A 14729-nucleotide genomic window follows, 5' to 3' on the forward strand; every position below is an offset into this window, starting at 1 on the left:
ACCGGCCGAGCGTCACCCTCCGACCCCCTCCACCACGCCCGGGCGCGCATCCACGCACGTCGGCGCACACCGAGCGCGCCCGCCCTCTCCTCAACCAGAAGCCCCGGCCCTCCCGGGCAGATAGGCCACGTCCCCGTCCTCCCCCTCCAGCGCGACGAGCGCCGGCTCCACGAAGGAGACGGAACGCAGCAACTCGGCCAGCAGGTCGCTGAACTCCCGCCAGTAGTCCGTGAACGCCGTGAACAGCGTGAACACCGCCGTGTAGGGCCCGGTCGGGAACGGAACGTGCACCTGGACCTGACCCGTCAGCAACTCCTCGGGCTCACCCGTGGCGGTCACCTCCGGAGCCAGGGTGTACGCGGTCAGGGCCACGCAGGAGACGGCGGGGCCGCAGGGCAGGTCCAGCCAGCGGACGTCGTTGTGCGGGTCACTCCGCAGCACTGCCAGTACCCCTTGCGCCACGGTCTCCGTGTCGCCCGGCGACTGGTCGGTCGGCACGACCGCCGAGGTGAACACAGCCTGCGCCACACCGCGCCCGGCCCCCTCCTCCCCGGTCGCGTACAGCCCCACCGCCGCGTACGAGATCCCCTGCGCCCCCATCAGCTCGCCCATGCCCGCGTAGTACGGCGCCGCCGGCCCCCAGATGCTCTCGTCCCCGTCCACGTAGAGCCCCCGCACGAACTTCTCGGCCGCTGCCACCCGCTCCTCGGCCGTATCGGCGAGGGGGAGGGCGTAGAAGCCGTCGGGGGCTACGAACCAGAAGGGCGGGGGTTCAGGGGAGGGCGGGGGTGCGGTGAGCATGCGGAGCCTTTCTCGGACCGGCGGGAGGGGGCGGATCATTCCTCGTAGTCGTCGGGGTGAGGCGTCTCCTGCTCCTCGCCTCGGGCGTTCATGAGGAAGTCACTGGTACGTGAGCCGAAGAATCCGTCGACCTCGGTGGGGGAGCAGACGGAGACCTGGAGGCAGCCACAGGTGCTCCGAGTGATGATCGGCGGCCCGGCGCTGTCCGGCTGATCGGCCATGAACTCTTCGACCCTGCGCTGCTGCACAGGTGGCAGTGAGCCCGGTGCCACCAGGGCTCGGGTGGCGTTCAAGTACCGCAACAGGCGCAGTCTGTCAGCCACGGTCCACCGAACCCACGAGCCGTCACGGAAATGGATCTTGACATCCCACCCGGTTTTGAAGTCCTTCGGTTCGACCCGGTCGACCACGTCGCGTGGGGCTTCCCAGAGCACCTCGTCCTTGACCGATGCCCTGTTCTTCTCTTTGTAGGGCAGCCCCAGGATGAGCATCCGGCGATCGGTGACGACCAAGTGGGTCTTGTAGCGCTTGGGGTTCGAACGTCCCGGGTCGAGTTGCCACGGCAGGGACCGCGCGACCGCTCCCGGCGCGGCTCGCATCACGGGGTAGTCCTCGACCTCTTCCGCCCGGTCGTCGGGCTGGTCCTGACCACCGCCGGAGCCACTACTGACGTTCCCGCCCGCGGCCGAGAGCACGACCATGACGGCCACCCCCAACGCCATCAGCGCGACCCTGGGCGCCTGCCTTCCGAGTGCGGCGCGCAGCGTCCGCACTTCGTACGAGGGCCCGTCCGGCCAGCCTGGCAAGTCGCTCTGGACATCCCTACCTTCCGTGTCCCGGAACCATCGCATTCCGCGTACCCGCATGGCTTCACCGGTGGCGAAGGAGACCCTGGACCGGTACAGCAGGGTCTCGCCCTCGTCAGGCCGCCAGATGGCGGTCGTTGCGGGTTTCCGTCTGTCGAGGGCGGCGTGCTCGGGAGCGGTGCCGGCGGCTTCGTCGGGCATAGGGATCAGCTTTCGAAATCGTCGGGATGGCGGTCCTTCTGTGCCGCGCCGTCAGGGGCCATCGTCATCTCCCAGGTACGCGAACCGAAGAAGGAACTGACGTGGGTGGGGGAGACGACGACCAGGGCGTAGCAACCGCACTTGTTCCGGGTGACGGCCGGCGGACCGGAGTCGGCGGGCAGATCGGCCATGAACGCCTGGACGGTGCGCTGGTGCTGTGCGGGCAACGAGGCGACAGACATGAGGGTCCGGGAGTTGTCCACGTACCGAAGCAGGCGTCTCCGCTTGTGGCATTCCCAGCGCGCCCAGGAGCCGTCGGTGAAGAGGATTCGGATGTCCCGGCCCGTTCTGTAATCCCTCGGCTCCACCGACGCCACCTTGGTGCGAGGCAGCTCCCACAGCACCTCGTCGTCGACCTTGTCGAGGTTCTTCCTGTCGAACGGGAGCCCGAGGACGAGAAGCCGGCGATCGGTGACGACGAGATGCGTCTCGTACCGTTTCCGCTTCGCCCGGCTAGGGTCGAGTTGCCAGGGGAGGGTTCGGGCGATCGCTCCTGGAGCGGCCCACATCACGGGGAAGTCGTCGACCTCGTCCGGCCGGTCCTGGGGCTTGCCGACCCCCTCGTCTCCTCCGGAGCCGCTGCCCGCCACAGTGGCGCCCGCTGCCTGGACGGCGAAGAGAACGGCAAGGCCCGCCGCCAGCAGAATGACCTTGGGAGCTTGTCTTCCGATCGCGGACCGGAGAGTGCGGACCCGGTAGGAAGGTCCCTCGGGCCAGCCCGGAAGGTCGCGCTGGATGTCCTGTCTTTCCGTGTCCCGGAACCATCGCATGCCGCGCACCCGCATGGCCTCGCCCGTGGCGAAAGAGGCCCGGGAACGGAACAGCAGCGTCTCGCCCTCGTCGGGCTGCCATGCCGGCATTTCAGCGTGCACCTTTCTGCGTGCCGACCGATGAGCGGCGTACGGCCCCGTCGTCGCGTCGCGTCATCTGCTCGCCGCCGATCGCTCGAACTGGTCACCCAAGGACACCGCCTCGCCGACGTGCTGAGGTACCTCCGCCGCTTTGGGCAGGATCTTCAGCGCTCCGTCCAGCGCGATGCCGGCGCCGGCCGGATTGATGTTCACTCCGGGCAGCAGGTTGAGTGTCTTGCTGCCGATCAGCTGCCCTTGGAGATAGCCGGCATCAGCGACTCCGGCCATGCGGGAGGCGAGACCGCTGCCCGAATGGGAGACCTCGTAGACGTCCGACGATTTCCCGCCGATCTTGATGAGGCCCTGCTTGCCGATACCTCCGGTGATGTTCGCCGAGTCCTTTCCGAACGCTTTCAGGACTCGGGTGTCGGGAAGCTTGGTATGGCTGAACCCCTTCCCCAGCTTCTCCGTCAAGGCGAGGGCCTTGGCGTCCCCCACCACCTTGATCCCCTTGCCGAACATCCCGATCCCCGGCAGCAGCCCCACCGCGTCCAGGCCGATCTTGGCCCAGCTCACGTCGGCGCCGCCGGCCTTGGCGATGCCGTGGGCGGCCAGGGCCAGGCCGCTGGTGAGGAGGGCGGCGGTGCCGAAGACGGCGGTCAGCGGCGGGAAGGGAAGGCTGATGATCGCGAGGAAGCCCAGCAGGGCGGTCAGGTCGCTGATGAGGTCGCCGATCAGCGCGATCAGGTCCGCGTGTTCCTTGACCCAGTCGGTGGTGGCGTCCCAGGCGTCCTTGACGCCCTGGGTGAGTTTGCCCCAGAAGCCTGGTTCGTCGGGGGCGATGTCGCCGGCCTTGTCGAGTTCCTTGGTGATTTCGGCGGCGGCCCGGTTGTAGCGGTCCTGGAGGTCGCGGACCTTGCTGGTGATCTCGTCGACCTCGCCGGAGGCTTCGCCGAGTTCTTTGCTGCCTTTGCCCTCGGCGGCCTTCTCCGCCTTTTCCCTGGCCGCCAGTTTCTCCCCGGCTTTGACTTCCAGGCGGTCGGCCTCGTCCTGGAAGTCCTGGAGTTCGCGGGACCAGCGGTGCAGTGCGCGGGATGCCTTGCCGAAGGACTGGTGGCTCTTGCGGATCAGGGGGGTGACGTCCTCGCCGACGTAGGCGACGAAGGCGTTGGCGGCCTTGCCCTTCCAGGCGCCGGCGTCGATGCGGTCCAGGTCGCGTACGGCTTCGCCGAGGTCGGTCGCGAGGCCGCCGAGGGTTTTGGCCAGGTCGCGGGTGTCGGTGACGTCGCCGGGGGTGGGGTCCCAGCCGATGTGGGGGAAGGCGGGGCGTTTTCCGGGCATGTCAGCGGTCCTTCTTGCCCGAGTTCAGGGCCTTGGCCAGCTCCTGGTCGAGCTTGGTGAACTCGCGGTCGATGCGGTCGATGATCTTCACCGCGCCCTGGGTGTGCTTGCCGAGCTGCTTGACGCCATGGCCCCACTCCTGGGCGAAGTCGTGGACCTCGTCCACCAGCTTCTCGGCGCCGACCGCGGAGCCGTCGGCGTTGCGCAGGGCCCGGCGTGCGCCGTCCATCCGGTCCGCGACCGAGGTGAACGTCTTGCGCAGCCCCTCGAACACCGTGCCGTCGATGGTCAGATCACTCATGTCCCGGCCCGTCCTCTCCTGTCCGCCCGTGCCCGTCGCCGGGCGGGATTTCCGGGCGATCAACGATAGGAGTGCCGGGCGTGGCCGACCGGCCCGCGAAAGTCCCTGTTGGCCGGATCATCGCGGGGCCGGCCTCCTCCCTCTCGGGCGAAACAGGTGCGAACGGGGAGAAAGCGACCGGGGCGGCCGGGCCGGGGCCGTCGCACTTCGACCGGAACTCCGCGCGGGTCGGGAGCGGAACCGTGCCCCGCACGCGGGCCCGCGAGCCCGCTCACGCGCGTGGCCGCGGGGGTTGGCCCGGACGGCCCGGGCGGTGCGGCACTACAGTGGACCGAACATCCGGGAACGGTTTGCTTCGCCGGTGACCGGAAGAGGCCCGTACAAGCCCGTTTCCGCGCGGGCGTCCGGGCGGCCGCCGGTCACCCGGGCCACCGGACCCGGTCCGGTGGGCTGAGCAGGCCGCCGGGCGGGTACGGAGCCCAGAGGGGTCCCGGACCCGGCAGCAGGCACCCGACCGAAGACCACGAGACACCACACCGACCAGGATCGGCGCCCCGGGCGGGGCGCCGGACCCACCTGATCAGCAGGGAGCGCATGACGTGCGGCCGGTAGGCAGCAAGTACCTCCTGGAGGAGCCGCTCGGGCGCGGCGCCACCGGCACCGTCTGGCGGGCCCGTCAGACCGTGCCCGCCGGAGCCGAGGCGGCCGTCGCCGGCAGCCCGGGGGAGACCGTCGCGATCAAGGTCCTCAAGGAGGAGCTGGCGAGCGATCCGGACATCGTGATGCGCTTCCTGCGCGAGCGTTCCGTCCTGCTCCGCCTCACTCACCCGAACATCGTCCGGGTCCGCGACCTCGTCGTCGAGGGCGATCTGCTCGCCCTCGTCATGGACCTGGTCGACGGCCCCGACCTCCACCGCCACCTGCGGGAGAACGGGCCGTTCTCCCCGGTCGCCGCGAGCCTGCTGACCGCGCAGATCGCCGACGCGCTCGCCGCCAGCCACGCCGACGGCGTCGTCCACCGCGACCTCAAGCCGGCCAACGTGCTGCTGCGGGAGTCCGGCGGCGAGCTGCACCCGCTCCTCACCGACTTCGGCATCGCCCGCCTCGCCGACTCCCCGGGGCTCACCCGCACCCACGAGTTCGTCGGTACCCCGGCGTACGTGGCCCCCGAGTCCGCCGAGGGCCGCCCGCAGACCTCCGCCGTCGACATCTACGGCGCCGGCATCCTCCTCTACGAGCTGCTCACCGGCCGCCCGCCGTTCGCCGGCGCCACCGCCCTGGAGGTCCTCCACCGCCACCTGGAGGAGGAGCCCGCCCGTCCCGGGAACGTCCCCGAGCCCCTGTGGACCGTGGTCGAGCGCTGCCTGCGCAAGAACCCGGACGAGCGGCCCAGCGCCGAGAACCTCGCCCGGGCCCTGCGCACCGTCGCCCAGGGCGTCGGCGTGCACGCCACGAGCGCGCAGATCGCCGCCGCCGAGGGCGTGGGCGCGCTGCTCGCCCCCGACCCGGCCCCGGCCCCCGTCCCGCAGGAGGCCGACGGCGACCCGAACGCCGCCACCACCGTCCTGCCCACCACCGGCGGCCCCGGCTCCCACGACCCGGCCGCCGCCACCAGTGTCCTGCCGAACACCGGCCCCGGCGCGGGCGGCCCCGGCGGCGACGCCGACCCGACCGCGATGATGCCGCCGGTCCCGCCCGGCCAGAACCCGGACGACCCGCACCCCTGGCAGAACCAGCTCCGCGCCGCCCGCGACCGCAACGAGCAGACCCAGGTCCAGTACCTCGACCCGGGCGAGGACCCGCTGCGCCGCCGCCCCCAGCGCCGCCCCGCACCCCCGGCCCCCGGCCAGGGCCAGCACCAGGGCGGCTACGACAGCCGGCGGCACCAGCAGGCCCCGCCGCCCCAGCCGTACCCGAACCAGCAGCAGTACGCCCCGCCGCCCCAGCCCCAGCCCCAGCCCCAGCGGTACGCGCCGCCCCCGCCGCCCCAGCCGCAGCCCCAGCGGTACGAACCGCAGCCGCCGCCGCGCGCCGAGCGGCCCCCGAGGGAGCCGCGCGAGCCGCGCCGCCGCAGCGCCAACCCGATGCGCATCCCCGGCCTCGGATGCCTCAAGGGCTGTCTCTTCACCCTGGTGATCCTCTTCGTGGCCGGCTGGCTGATCTGGGAGCTGACCCCGCTCCAGGAGTGGATCGGCGCCGGAAAGGGCTACTGGGCGCAGATCAGCAGCTGGGTGGGGTCGGTCGTCGACTGGGTCTCCAGCTTCAACTAGGGCCTGTCCGGCGGATCTTCGTGGGCCTGCGACGCCTGGCACGCACTCTCGCCGTACGCCCGGATCACCCGAGTGCGTCCCGTACGAGGGAGATCCGGGTGCACGCGGAGAGCACGCACCGGACGCCGCAGGCTGTTCCGCGAAGATCCGCCGGACAAGTCCCAGGCCGGCCGCGGGCCGCCTTCCGGGCCGGGTCGTGGCGCGTCCTGCCGGCCGCGGGCGGCCCGGACCGGTTCGTCCGCACGCCCGCGGGGGCGCGGGAGCGGGTTTGCAGACAAGTCGACATGTGGCCTGGTCAATTTCGGACCGGAACCCCCGGGAAACCGGGCAAACCCCGTCGTCGCGGCGGCCCGGTCCGCCCACCCGGGCTCGGTGGCCGGCCGGCGGCGCGTATTTTGACCGGGCGGGCGGCTGCGGACGTACGCCGGGCGGGCCTGGAGAAGGCCGCCCCCGCCCAGCGGTGCCCACACCCCCCAGCCCCCGCGGGCGCGCCCCCGGGGCCCGACACGTCGGAGCACGTCTTGGCACGGAAGATCGGCAGCCGGTACACCGCCCACCAGATCCTGGGCCGGGGCAGCGCCGGGACGGTGTGGCTCGGCGAGGGGCCCGAGGGGCCCGTCGCCGTGAAGATCCTCCGCGACGACCTCGCCGCCGACCAGGAACTCGTCGGCCGCTTCGTCCAGGAGCGGACCGTGCTGCTCGGCCTCGACCACCCGCACGTGGTCGCCGTACGCGACCTGGTCGTCGACGGCAACGACCTCGCCCTCGTCATGGACCTGGTCCGCGGCACCGACCTGCGCACCCGGCTCAACCGGGAGCGCCGGCTCGCCCCCGAGGCCGCCGTCGCGATCACGGCCGACATCGCCGACGGGCTGGCCGCCGCGCACGCCGCCGGGGTCATCCACCGCGACGTGAAGCCCGAGAACGTCCTCCTCGACATGGAGGGCCCGCTCGGCCCCGGAGGCGCCCACCCGGCACTGCTGACCGACTTCGGCGTGGCCAAGCTCATCGACACCCCGCGCCGCACCCCGGACCGGGCCGCGGGGCGGGCACCCGCCACCAGGATCATCGGTACGCCCGACTACCTCGCCCCCGAGATCGTCGAGGGCCTGCCACCGCGCGCCGCCGTGGACATCTACGCCCTCGCCACCGTGCTCTACGAGCTGCTGGCCGGCTTCACGCCGTTCGGTGGCGGGCACCCCGGGGCGGTGCTGCGCCGGCACGTCACCGAGACCGTGGTGCCGCTCCCCGGCATCCCCGAGGAACTCTGGCAGCTCCTCGTCCAGTGCCTGGCCAAGGCCCCCGCCTCCCGGCTGCGCGCCGCCGAGCTGGCCTCCCGGCTGCGCGAGCAGCTGCCGGGGCTCGCGGGGATCGCCCCGCTGGACGTCGACGAGCCCGAGGCCGACGAGGCCGAACCGCCCGCCGTCCCCGAGGAGCCCGCAGCCCCCACCGAGAGGGCGCCGCGCAGGGCCGCCGTCCCCCTCGTCCCCGGGGCCCCGGCCCGTGACGGCGCCAGCTGCGACACCCACACCAGCATGCGCGTCCCCGCCCCGGACGAACTGGCCGGCGGCGCCCGGGGCACTGCCCGCGCCCCCCGCGCCTCCGGCGCCCCCCGCCCCGGTTCCGCCCGCCACCGTGCCGAACAACGCCGCCGCCGCCTCCGTCTCACCCTCGCCGCGGCCGCCACCGCCGTCGCCCTGGCCATCGCCGGCTACACCGCCACCCAGTCCGACCCGCCGCCCCCCACGGCCCCCGTGCAGCACGGCCCTGACGCCCGCCCCTGACCCCCGGCCCACCCCGGCCGGGGCGTCCTCAAACGCCGGACGGGCTCGGGTCTCCTGGAACGCCGGGTGTGCTGTGCCGGCCGGGTCCGGTGGGCGCCCTCACTCCCGGCCGGTTCATGCCCGCCCGGCACGGAGGACGCCCTCGCCCCGGCCGGGACACGCCAGCCCGCCCGGCGGGCGCGGGTACGTCTCCGCCCGTTCGGCGGGACGCGGACACAATCCCGGCCTGTTCGACGGCCGAGGGCACGTTCCGCTCCGCCCGTCGGTCGCGGACATGTCGCGGGCTTTCCGGCGTGGGCACATCCCGGCCTGCTCGGGGGCCGAGGACGTCTCGCCCGCCCGGCGGTCGTGGGGCACATCTCGTCCCGCCCGCCGGTCGCGGATACGTCTCGGGCTTTCCGGCGAGGCCGCGTCGCGGCCCGTCCGGCGTCCGAGGAGACATCCCAGCCCGTCCGGCGTTTGAGGACATCTGCGACGGAGACGACCAGGGCTCTCGCCGAGCCGCCGAGCCGAACCGACCCCCACCGGTGCCCGCAGGGCACCGAGGGAAACCCGTGTGACAAGCGGCACCCCCGACTCCGCGCCCGCAGGGCGCCCCGCACGGCACGGCTCCCCAGCCGTTACGCTGGACGCGTGGCAGTCGTCGATGTATCCGAAGAGCTGAAGTCCCTCTCCTCCACCATGGAGTCGATCGAGGCCGTCCTCGACCTCGACAGGCTGAGGGCAGAAATCGCCGTGCTCGAGGAGCAGGCAGCGGCCCCGTCCCTCTGGGACGACCCCGAAGCGGCCCAGAAGATCACGAGCAAGCTTTCCCACCTCCAGGCCGAGGTCCGCAAGACCGAGGCCCTGCGCGCGCGCCTGGACGACCTGGGTGTCCTCTTCGAGCTGGCCGAGGCCGAGGACGACGCCGACACCCGTGCGGAGGCCGAGAGCGAGCTGACGGCGGTCCGCAAGGCGCTGGACGAGATGGAGGTCCGCACCCTCCTCTCCGGCGAGTACGACGCCCGCGAGGCCCTGGTGAACATCCGGGCCGAGGCCGGCGGCGTCGACGCGGCCGACTTCGCGGAGAAGCTCCAGCGGATGTACCTGCGCTGGGCCGAGCAGCGCGGCTACAAGACCGAGGTCTACGAGACCTCGTACGCGGAGGAGGCCGGCATCAAGTCGACCACCTTCGCCGTCCAGGCTCCGTACGCCTACGGCACGCTCTCCGTCGAGCAGGGCACGCACCGCCTGGTGCGCATCTCCCCCTTCGACAACCAGGGCCGCCGCCAGACCTCCTTCGCCGGCGTCGAGGTCCTCCCGGTGGTCGAGCAGACCGACCACATCGAGATCGACGAGTCGGAGCTGCGCGTCGACGTCTACCGCTCCTCGGGCCCCGGCGGCCAGGGCGTCAACACCACCGACTCGGCGGTGCGCCTGACCCACCTCCCGACCGGCATCGTCGTCTCCTGCCAGAACGAGCGCTCGCAGATCCAGAACAAGGCGTCCGCGATGAACGTCCTCCAGGCCAAGCTGCTGGAGCGGCGCCGCCAGGAGGAACAGGCCAAGATGGACGCCCTCAAGGGCGACGGCGGCAACTCCTGGGGCAACCAGATGCGCAGCTACGTCCTCCACCCGTACCAGATGGTCAAGGACCTGCGGACGGAAGAGGAGATGGGCAACCCGGAGGCCGTCTTCAACGGCGAGATCGACGGCTTCCTGGAGGCCGGGATCCGCTGGCGCAAGCAGCGCGAACAGCAGAGCGAGTAGGAGCGTGACGGCGGGCCCGACCGGGCCGGCCGACGCTCTTTGTCGACAAGGTAACTGCCGCCCCCGAGGCGGCAGTTACCTTTTTCGTCACAGTCACCGCACCATCACACCGTCAAGTCGCCGCATACCTGGCATCACGTACGCAACGCCCTTGACGCCCCTGGGGAAACTGGCAAGGCTGACGCGCGGCATGCGTTTCACTGGGGCATGTGTGAGGGAAACGGGGGCGGGATCTCATGAGCCCCCGGTGTCCGCCTGCCCCTGGCGCTGCTTCTCCGATGGATGAGCTACAGGGGGTAGCAGGCAGATGACCAAGAAGACGCGGATGCGCGTGGCACGGATCGCGGCCGGTGCCGTGATCGCCGCAGGTGCCTCGCTGACCGCCGCGGGGGCCGCCCAGGCCCTCGGAGCGGACGCGGAGACCGGCGGCCTCGGTGCTTCGGTGCAGGCTGACGACCAGGGTCTGGAGCTCGGCATCCAGGCCGGCGACGACGACCCGGAGCCGGAGCCGACCGAGCCGACCGAGATCCCGACCGACCCGGGACCGACGGACCCCGAGCCGACCGACCCGGAGCCCACGGACCCGACCGACCCGGAGCCGACGGACCCCGAGCCGACGGACCCCGAGCCGACCGACCCGGGCACCCCGGACCCGACCGACCCGGGCACCCCGGACCCGACGGACCCCGGTACGCCGGACCCGACGGACCCGGGCACGCCGGACCCGACCGAGCCCGGTACCCCGGACCCGTCCGAGGCCCCGAGCACCGACCCGACCCTCCCGGGTGACGGCAACGGCACCGACCCCAACGGCGGCACCGGTGACGACGTCAACACGGGTCCCGACAGCGCCGGGCAGCAGCCCGTCGCCCAGGGCAAGGCCAAGGAGGAGCTGGCAGCGACCGGCGCCGCCGAGACCTCGTTCCTGCTGATCGGCGCCGCCACCATGATCGCGGGCGGCATCGGCTTCCGGCTGCTGCCCCGCCTCGTGGGCGGCCGTGACGGCGGCGCCGCCGCCTGAGCCACGGCTCGGCAGCGCCGGCCCGGCACGCCGGGTGAGGAGCCGTCCGTACGCGCCCCGGGGCCCGTACGGACCGTAGGAAACGCGCGAGGCCGAGGGGCCGGTCCGCGGACGCATCCGGCGTCCGGGGGCCGGCCCCTCGGGTGTCCTGGGTGTCCGTGCGGCGGGCGCGGGCCCGCTCAGGCGGCCTGGGTGGCCAGCAGGGCCAGGGCCAGCAGCAGCACCACGGCCAGGCCCGCCAGCACCGCCGGGCTCAGCCCGCCGAAAGGGCCCTCCTGGCGCATCCGCTCGCGGTGCGCCCGGCACACGCGGCAGCGGCCCTCGCTGACCGGCGAGGCGCAGTTGGCGCACACCAGCCTGTCGTAGGTCATCCGCTCTCCTCTCCCGCTCCCGGGCGGGACTCGCGCCGGTCGGACCGGGCCCCACCGGCGTCAACGCCGACGGCGCCGCGAGCGTTCCCCGGGGCCTGCCTCCACTGTGCCAGCTTGCGCGCCCCGAGGCGCGGTCCGCGTCCCTCGCGCGGGCGTGCGGAGGGAGGCCTTGACCCGCATTGTCCGGAAGGTGCGGGGAACAACCACGCATCACGGACCGTCGCCTGCGCCCCCACATCGCCTTCGCGTAGGGTCACGCTCACCTACCCCCGGCGACACGTGGTGCTTTCGTGATCCGATTCGACAATGTCTCCAAGGTCTACCCCAAGCAGAACCGCCCCGCACTCAGGGATGTCTCCCTGGAGGTCGAGCGTGGCGAGTTCGTGTTCCTCGTGGGGTCGTCCGGTTCGGGCAAGTCCACCTTCCTCAGGCTGATCCTGCGCGAGGAGCGCACCAGCCAGGGCCAGGTCCACGTGCTCGGCAAGGACCTGGCCCGGCTCTCCAACTGGAAGGTGCCGCAGATGCGGCGCCAGCTCGGCACGGTCTTCCAGGACTTCCGGCTGCTGCCCAACAAGACGGTGGCCGAGAACGTCGCCTTCGCGCAGGAGGTCATCGGCAAGTCCCGCGGCGAGATCCGCAAGTCCGTCCCGCAGGTCCTCGACCTGGTCGGCCTCGGCGGCAAGGAGGAGCGCAGGCCCGGCGAGCTGTCCGGCGGTGAGCAGCAGCGCGTCGCCATCGCCCGCGCCTTCGTCAACCGCCCCAAGCTCCTCATCGCCGACGAGCCGACCGGCAACCTCGACCCGCAGACCTCGGTCGGGATCATGAAGCTGCTCGACCGGATCAACCGGACCGGCACCACCGTGGTCATGGCCACCCACGACCAGCAGATCGTGGACCAGATGCGCAAGCGCGTCATCGAGCTGGAGAAGGGCCGCCTCGTCCGCGACCAGTCCCGCGGCGTCTACGGCTACCAGCACTGAGACCACCCAGATCACTGAAAGGACGCCATGCGCGCCCAGTTCGTCCTGTCGGAGATCGGCGTCGGTCTCCGTCGCAATCTCACGATGACCTTCGCGGTCGTCGTCTCCGTGGCCCTCTCCCTCGCCCTGTTCGGCGCCTCGCTCCTGCTGAGCGACCAGGTGAACACGATGAAGGGCTTCTGGTACGACAAGGTCAACGTCTCCATCTTCCTGTGCAACAAGAGTGACGGCGAGACCGACCCCAACTGCGCCAAGGGCGCCGTCACCGGCGAGCAGAAGAAGCTGATCCTCGCCGACCTCCAGAAGATGCCGACCGTCGACAAGGTCGTCCACGAGTCGAGCGACGAGGCGTACAAGCACTACAAGGAGCAGTTCGGGGACTCGCCGCTGGCCAGTTCGCTCACCCCGGACCAGCTCCAGGAGTCGTACCGCATCAAGCTGAAGGACCCGGAGAACTACAAGGTCATCGCCTCCGCGTTCGCGGGGCGCGACGGCGTGCAGTCCGTCCAGGACCAGAAGGGCATCCTGGAGAACCTGTTCGTCATGCTCGGCGGCATGAACTGGGCGGCCCGGGCGGTGATGGCGCTGATGCTCGTCGTGGCGCTGATGCTGATCGTCAACACGGTGCGGGTCTCGGCGTTCAGCCGGCGGCGCGAGACCGGCATCATGCGGCTGGTCGGCGCCTCCGGCTTCTACATCCAGGCGCCGTTCATCATGGAGGCGGCCGTCGCCGGACTGATCGGCGGCATCGGCGCCTCCGGCATGCTGGTGCTCGGCCGGTACTTCATCATCGACAACGGCCTGGCGCTCTCCGAGAAGCTCAACCTCATCAACTTCATCGGCTGGGACGCGGTCCTCACCAAGCTCCCGCTGATCCTCGCCACCAGTGTGCTGATGCCGGCACTCGCCGCCTTCTTCGCGTTGCGTAAGTATCTGAAGGTGTGACAGATGTCCCCCGAGCGCCCCACGGAGAGCCTCCGTGGGGCGCTTCGCGCTGTCCTAGACTCACCCGCATGTCGGGTCTCAGCGCATTCTCCCGGCCCCGGGCCGGACGCTGCGGGGCGCTCGCCCTGACCCTCGTCACCACCGGAGTCGCCGCCGCCCAGCTCACCTGCCCTCTGCCCGGCGGCGAGCGCCCGGCGGCCGGGGACCGTCCGGCCGCCCTGGCCCCGGCCGCCGCCCACGACGCCGTCGTGGAGGCCGCCGCCCGGGCCGAGGCCGACGGCAAGTCCGGCGCCGACGCCGCCGAGGAGGCCGTCAGCCGCTCCGGCGACCGCTGGGGCACGGTCTACGACCCCGAGGAGTACGCCGCCTTCGAGCAGGCCCTCGACGGCCGCTACACCGGGGTCGGCCTCAGGGTCCGCGCCCGCGCCGACCGCGCTGTGGAGGTGGCCCGCGTCCAGGAGGACGGGCCCGCCGACCGGGCCGGGATACGCCCCGGCGACCTGCTCCGCGCCGTCGACGGGCGTACCGTCACCGGACTGCCCAGCGCCGAGGTGGTCCGCCTGCTGCGGGGCGGCGCCGACGCCGCCCCAGGAAGCCGGGTCGTCCTCGCCACCGAGCGGGCCGGCGGCTCCCGCGTGCGCACCCTGAGCCGGGCCCGTCTGCACACCGAGTCCGTCACCGTGGGCCGGCTGCCGCACGGCGCGGTCCGGATCAAGGTCAGCGCCTTCACCAAGGGCTCCGGCGGCGAGGTGCGCTCCGCGCTGGCCGCCGCCCCCGACCGGGCCGGCCTCGTCCTGGACCTGCGCGGCAACTCCGGCGGCCTGGTCAGCGAGGCCGTCACGGCCGCCTCCGCCCTCCTCGACGGCGGCCTGGTCGCCACCTACGACGTCCGCGGCGAGCCGCGCGCCCTGCACGCGCGGCCCGGCGGCGACACCGGGCGCCCGGTGGTGGTGCTGGTCGACGGGACCACGATGAGCGCCGCCGAGCTGCTGGCCGGGGCGCTCCAGGACCGGGGCCGAGCGGTGGTCGTCGGCAGCCGCACCTACGGCAAGGGATCGGTGCAGATGCCGACCCGGCTGCCCGGCGGCGCCGTCGCGGAGCTGACCGTCGGCCACTACCGCACCCCCTCCGGCCGCAGACTCGACGGGCGCGGCCTCGCCCCCGATCTGGAGGCGGGGACCGGGGACGCCGCCGAGCGGGCCGAGACGGTATTGAGTGGCCTCGGGACCCCCTCCTGATGCGAAGATG

General features: G+C 72.5%; 13 protein-coding genes. 7 read left to right on the plus strand and 6 right to left on the minus strand.

Annotated elements, in window-relative coordinates:
- Positions 1–90: 90 nt before the first annotated feature.
- The 5 genes from ACSLIC_RS17395 to ACSLIC_RS17415 form a co-directional block, all read right to left on the minus strand.
- Positions 91–801 (minus strand): hypothetical protein, encoded by a 711-nt coding sequence (locus ACSLIC_RS17395; protein WP_436738619.1) that lies wholly within the window; start codon positions 799–801, stop codon positions 91–93.
- 35 nt (positions 802–836) lie between these two features.
- Positions 837–1808, minus strand: coding sequence for a hypothetical protein (locus ACSLIC_RS17400; protein WP_436738620.1), 972 nt, complete (start codon positions 1806–1808; stop codon positions 837–839).
- A gap of 5 nt (positions 1809–1813) precedes the next feature.
- Positions 1814–2728, minus strand: coding sequence for a hypothetical protein (locus ACSLIC_RS17405; protein WP_436738621.1), 915 nt, complete (start codon positions 2726–2728; stop codon positions 1814–1816).
- A 63-nt stretch (positions 2729–2791) separates the two neighbouring features.
- The gene (locus ACSLIC_RS17410) at positions 2792–4060 is read right to left on the minus strand and encodes an enoyl-CoA hydratase/isomerase family protein (protein WP_436738622.1); all 1269 of its coding nucleotides are present in this window, start codon (positions 4058–4060) and stop codon (positions 2792–2794) included.
- 1 nt (position 4061) lies between these two features.
- On the minus strand, positions 4062–4361 hold the full coding sequence (locus tag ACSLIC_RS17415; protein ID WP_436738623.1) for a hypothetical protein: 300 nt from the start codon (positions 4359–4361) through the stop codon (positions 4062–4064).
- A 599-nt stretch (positions 4362–4960) separates the two neighbouring features.
- Between ACSLIC_RS17415 and ACSLIC_RS17420 the strand changes: the two genes are divergently transcribed.
- The 4 genes from ACSLIC_RS17420 to ACSLIC_RS17435 all read left to right on the plus strand — a co-directional run bounded on the left by ACSLIC_RS17420 (position 4961) and on the right by ACSLIC_RS17435 (position 11185).
- Positions 4961–6631 carry a serine/threonine-protein kinase gene (locus ACSLIC_RS17420; protein WP_436738624.1) on the plus strand — a complete coding sequence of 557 codons (1671 nt, stop codon included), beginning with the start codon at positions 4961–4963 and terminating at the stop codon, positions 6629–6631.
- A 521-nt stretch (positions 6632–7152) separates the two neighbouring features.
- Entirely contained in the window at positions 7153–8415 is a 1263-nt protein-coding gene (locus ACSLIC_RS17425; protein WP_436738625.1) for a protein kinase domain-containing protein, read from the plus strand.
- Positions 8416–9048: 633 nt separating this feature from the next.
- On the plus strand, positions 9049–10164 hold the full coding sequence (gene prfB, locus ACSLIC_RS17430) for a peptide chain release factor 2 (RefSeq protein WP_436738626.1): 1116 nt from the start codon (positions 9049–9051) through the stop codon (positions 10162–10164).
- A 307-nt stretch (positions 10165–10471) separates the two neighbouring features.
- Positions 10472–11185, plus strand: coding sequence for a hypothetical protein (locus ACSLIC_RS17435; protein WP_436738627.1), 714 nt, complete (start codon positions 10472–10474; stop codon positions 11183–11185).
- A gap of 179 nt (positions 11186–11364) precedes the next feature.
- Here the strand turns inward: ACSLIC_RS17435 and ACSLIC_RS17440 are convergent, their stop codons facing one another.
- Complete coding sequence (locus ACSLIC_RS17440) at positions 11365–11556, minus strand: hypothetical protein (protein ID WP_436738628.1); 192 nt, start codon at positions 11554–11556, stop codon at positions 11365–11367.
- Positions 11557–11846: 290 nt separating this feature from the next.
- Here ACSLIC_RS17440 and ftsE point away from each other — a divergent pair, with 290 nt between their 5' ends.
- From ftsE to ACSLIC_RS17455, 3 genes are all read left to right on the plus strand, one after another.
- Positions 11847–12536: a cell division ATP-binding protein FtsE gene (gene ftsE / locus ACSLIC_RS17445; protein ID WP_436738629.1), complete on the plus strand. Its 690-nt coding sequence runs from the start codon at positions 11847–11849 to the stop codon at positions 12534–12536.
- Positions 12537–12563: 27 nt separating this feature from the next.
- The gene (gene ftsX / locus ACSLIC_RS17450) at positions 12564–13481 is read left to right on the plus strand and encodes a permease-like cell division protein FtsX (RefSeq protein WP_436738630.1); all 918 of its coding nucleotides are present in this window, start codon (positions 12564–12566) and stop codon (positions 13479–13481) included.
- Positions 13482–13549: 68 nt separating this feature from the next.
- Positions 13550–14719 carry a S41 family peptidase gene (locus tag ACSLIC_RS17455; protein WP_436738631.1) on the plus strand — a complete coding sequence of 390 codons (1170 nt, stop codon included), beginning with the start codon at positions 13550–13552 and terminating at the stop codon, positions 14717–14719.
- The last annotated feature ends 10 nt before the right edge of the window (positions 14720–14729 follow it).

The organism is Streptomyces sp. BBFR102, from assembly GCF_051397025.1.
Lineage (GTDB): Bacteria > Actinomycetota > Actinomycetes > Streptomycetales > Streptomycetaceae > Streptomyces.

What these genes read in the sequence shown, in the direction of transcription:
- ACSLIC_RS17395 (WP_436738619.1), bottom strand. Translation starts at nt 801, where the DNA reads ATGCTCACCGCACCCCCGCCCTCCCCTGAACCCCCGCCCTTCTGGTTC.
- ACSLIC_RS17400 (WP_436738620.1), bottom strand. Translation starts at nt 1,808, where the DNA reads ATGCCCGACGAAGCCGCCGGCACCGCTCCCGAGCACGCCGCCCTCGAC.
- ACSLIC_RS17405 (WP_436738621.1), bottom strand. Translation starts at nt 2,728, where the DNA reads ATGCCGGCATGGCAGCCCGACGAGGGCGAGACGCTGCTGTTCCGTTCC.
- ACSLIC_RS17410 (WP_436738622.1), bottom strand. Translation starts at nt 4,060, where the DNA reads ATGCCCGGAAAACGCCCCGCCTTCCCCCACATCGGCTGGGACCCCACC.
- ACSLIC_RS17415 (WP_436738623.1), bottom strand. Translation starts at nt 4,361, where the DNA reads ATGAGTGATCTGACCATCGACGGCACGGTGTTCGAGGGGCTGCGCAAG.
- ACSLIC_RS17435 (WP_436738627.1), top strand. Translation starts at nt 10,472, where the DNA reads ATGACCAAGAAGACGCGGATGCGCGTGGCACGGATCGCGGCCGGTGCC.
- ACSLIC_RS17440 (WP_436738628.1), bottom strand. Translation starts at nt 11,556, where the DNA reads ATGACCTACGACAGGCTGGTGTGCGCCAACTGCGCCTCGCCGGTCAGC.
- ftsX (WP_436738630.1), top strand. Translation starts at nt 12,564, where the DNA reads ATGCGCGCCCAGTTCGTCCTGTCGGAGATCGGCGTCGGTCTCCGTCGC.
- ACSLIC_RS17455 (WP_436738631.1), top strand. Translation starts at nt 13,550, where the DNA reads ATGTCGGGTCTCAGCGCATTCTCCCGGCCCCGGGCCGGACGCTGCGGG.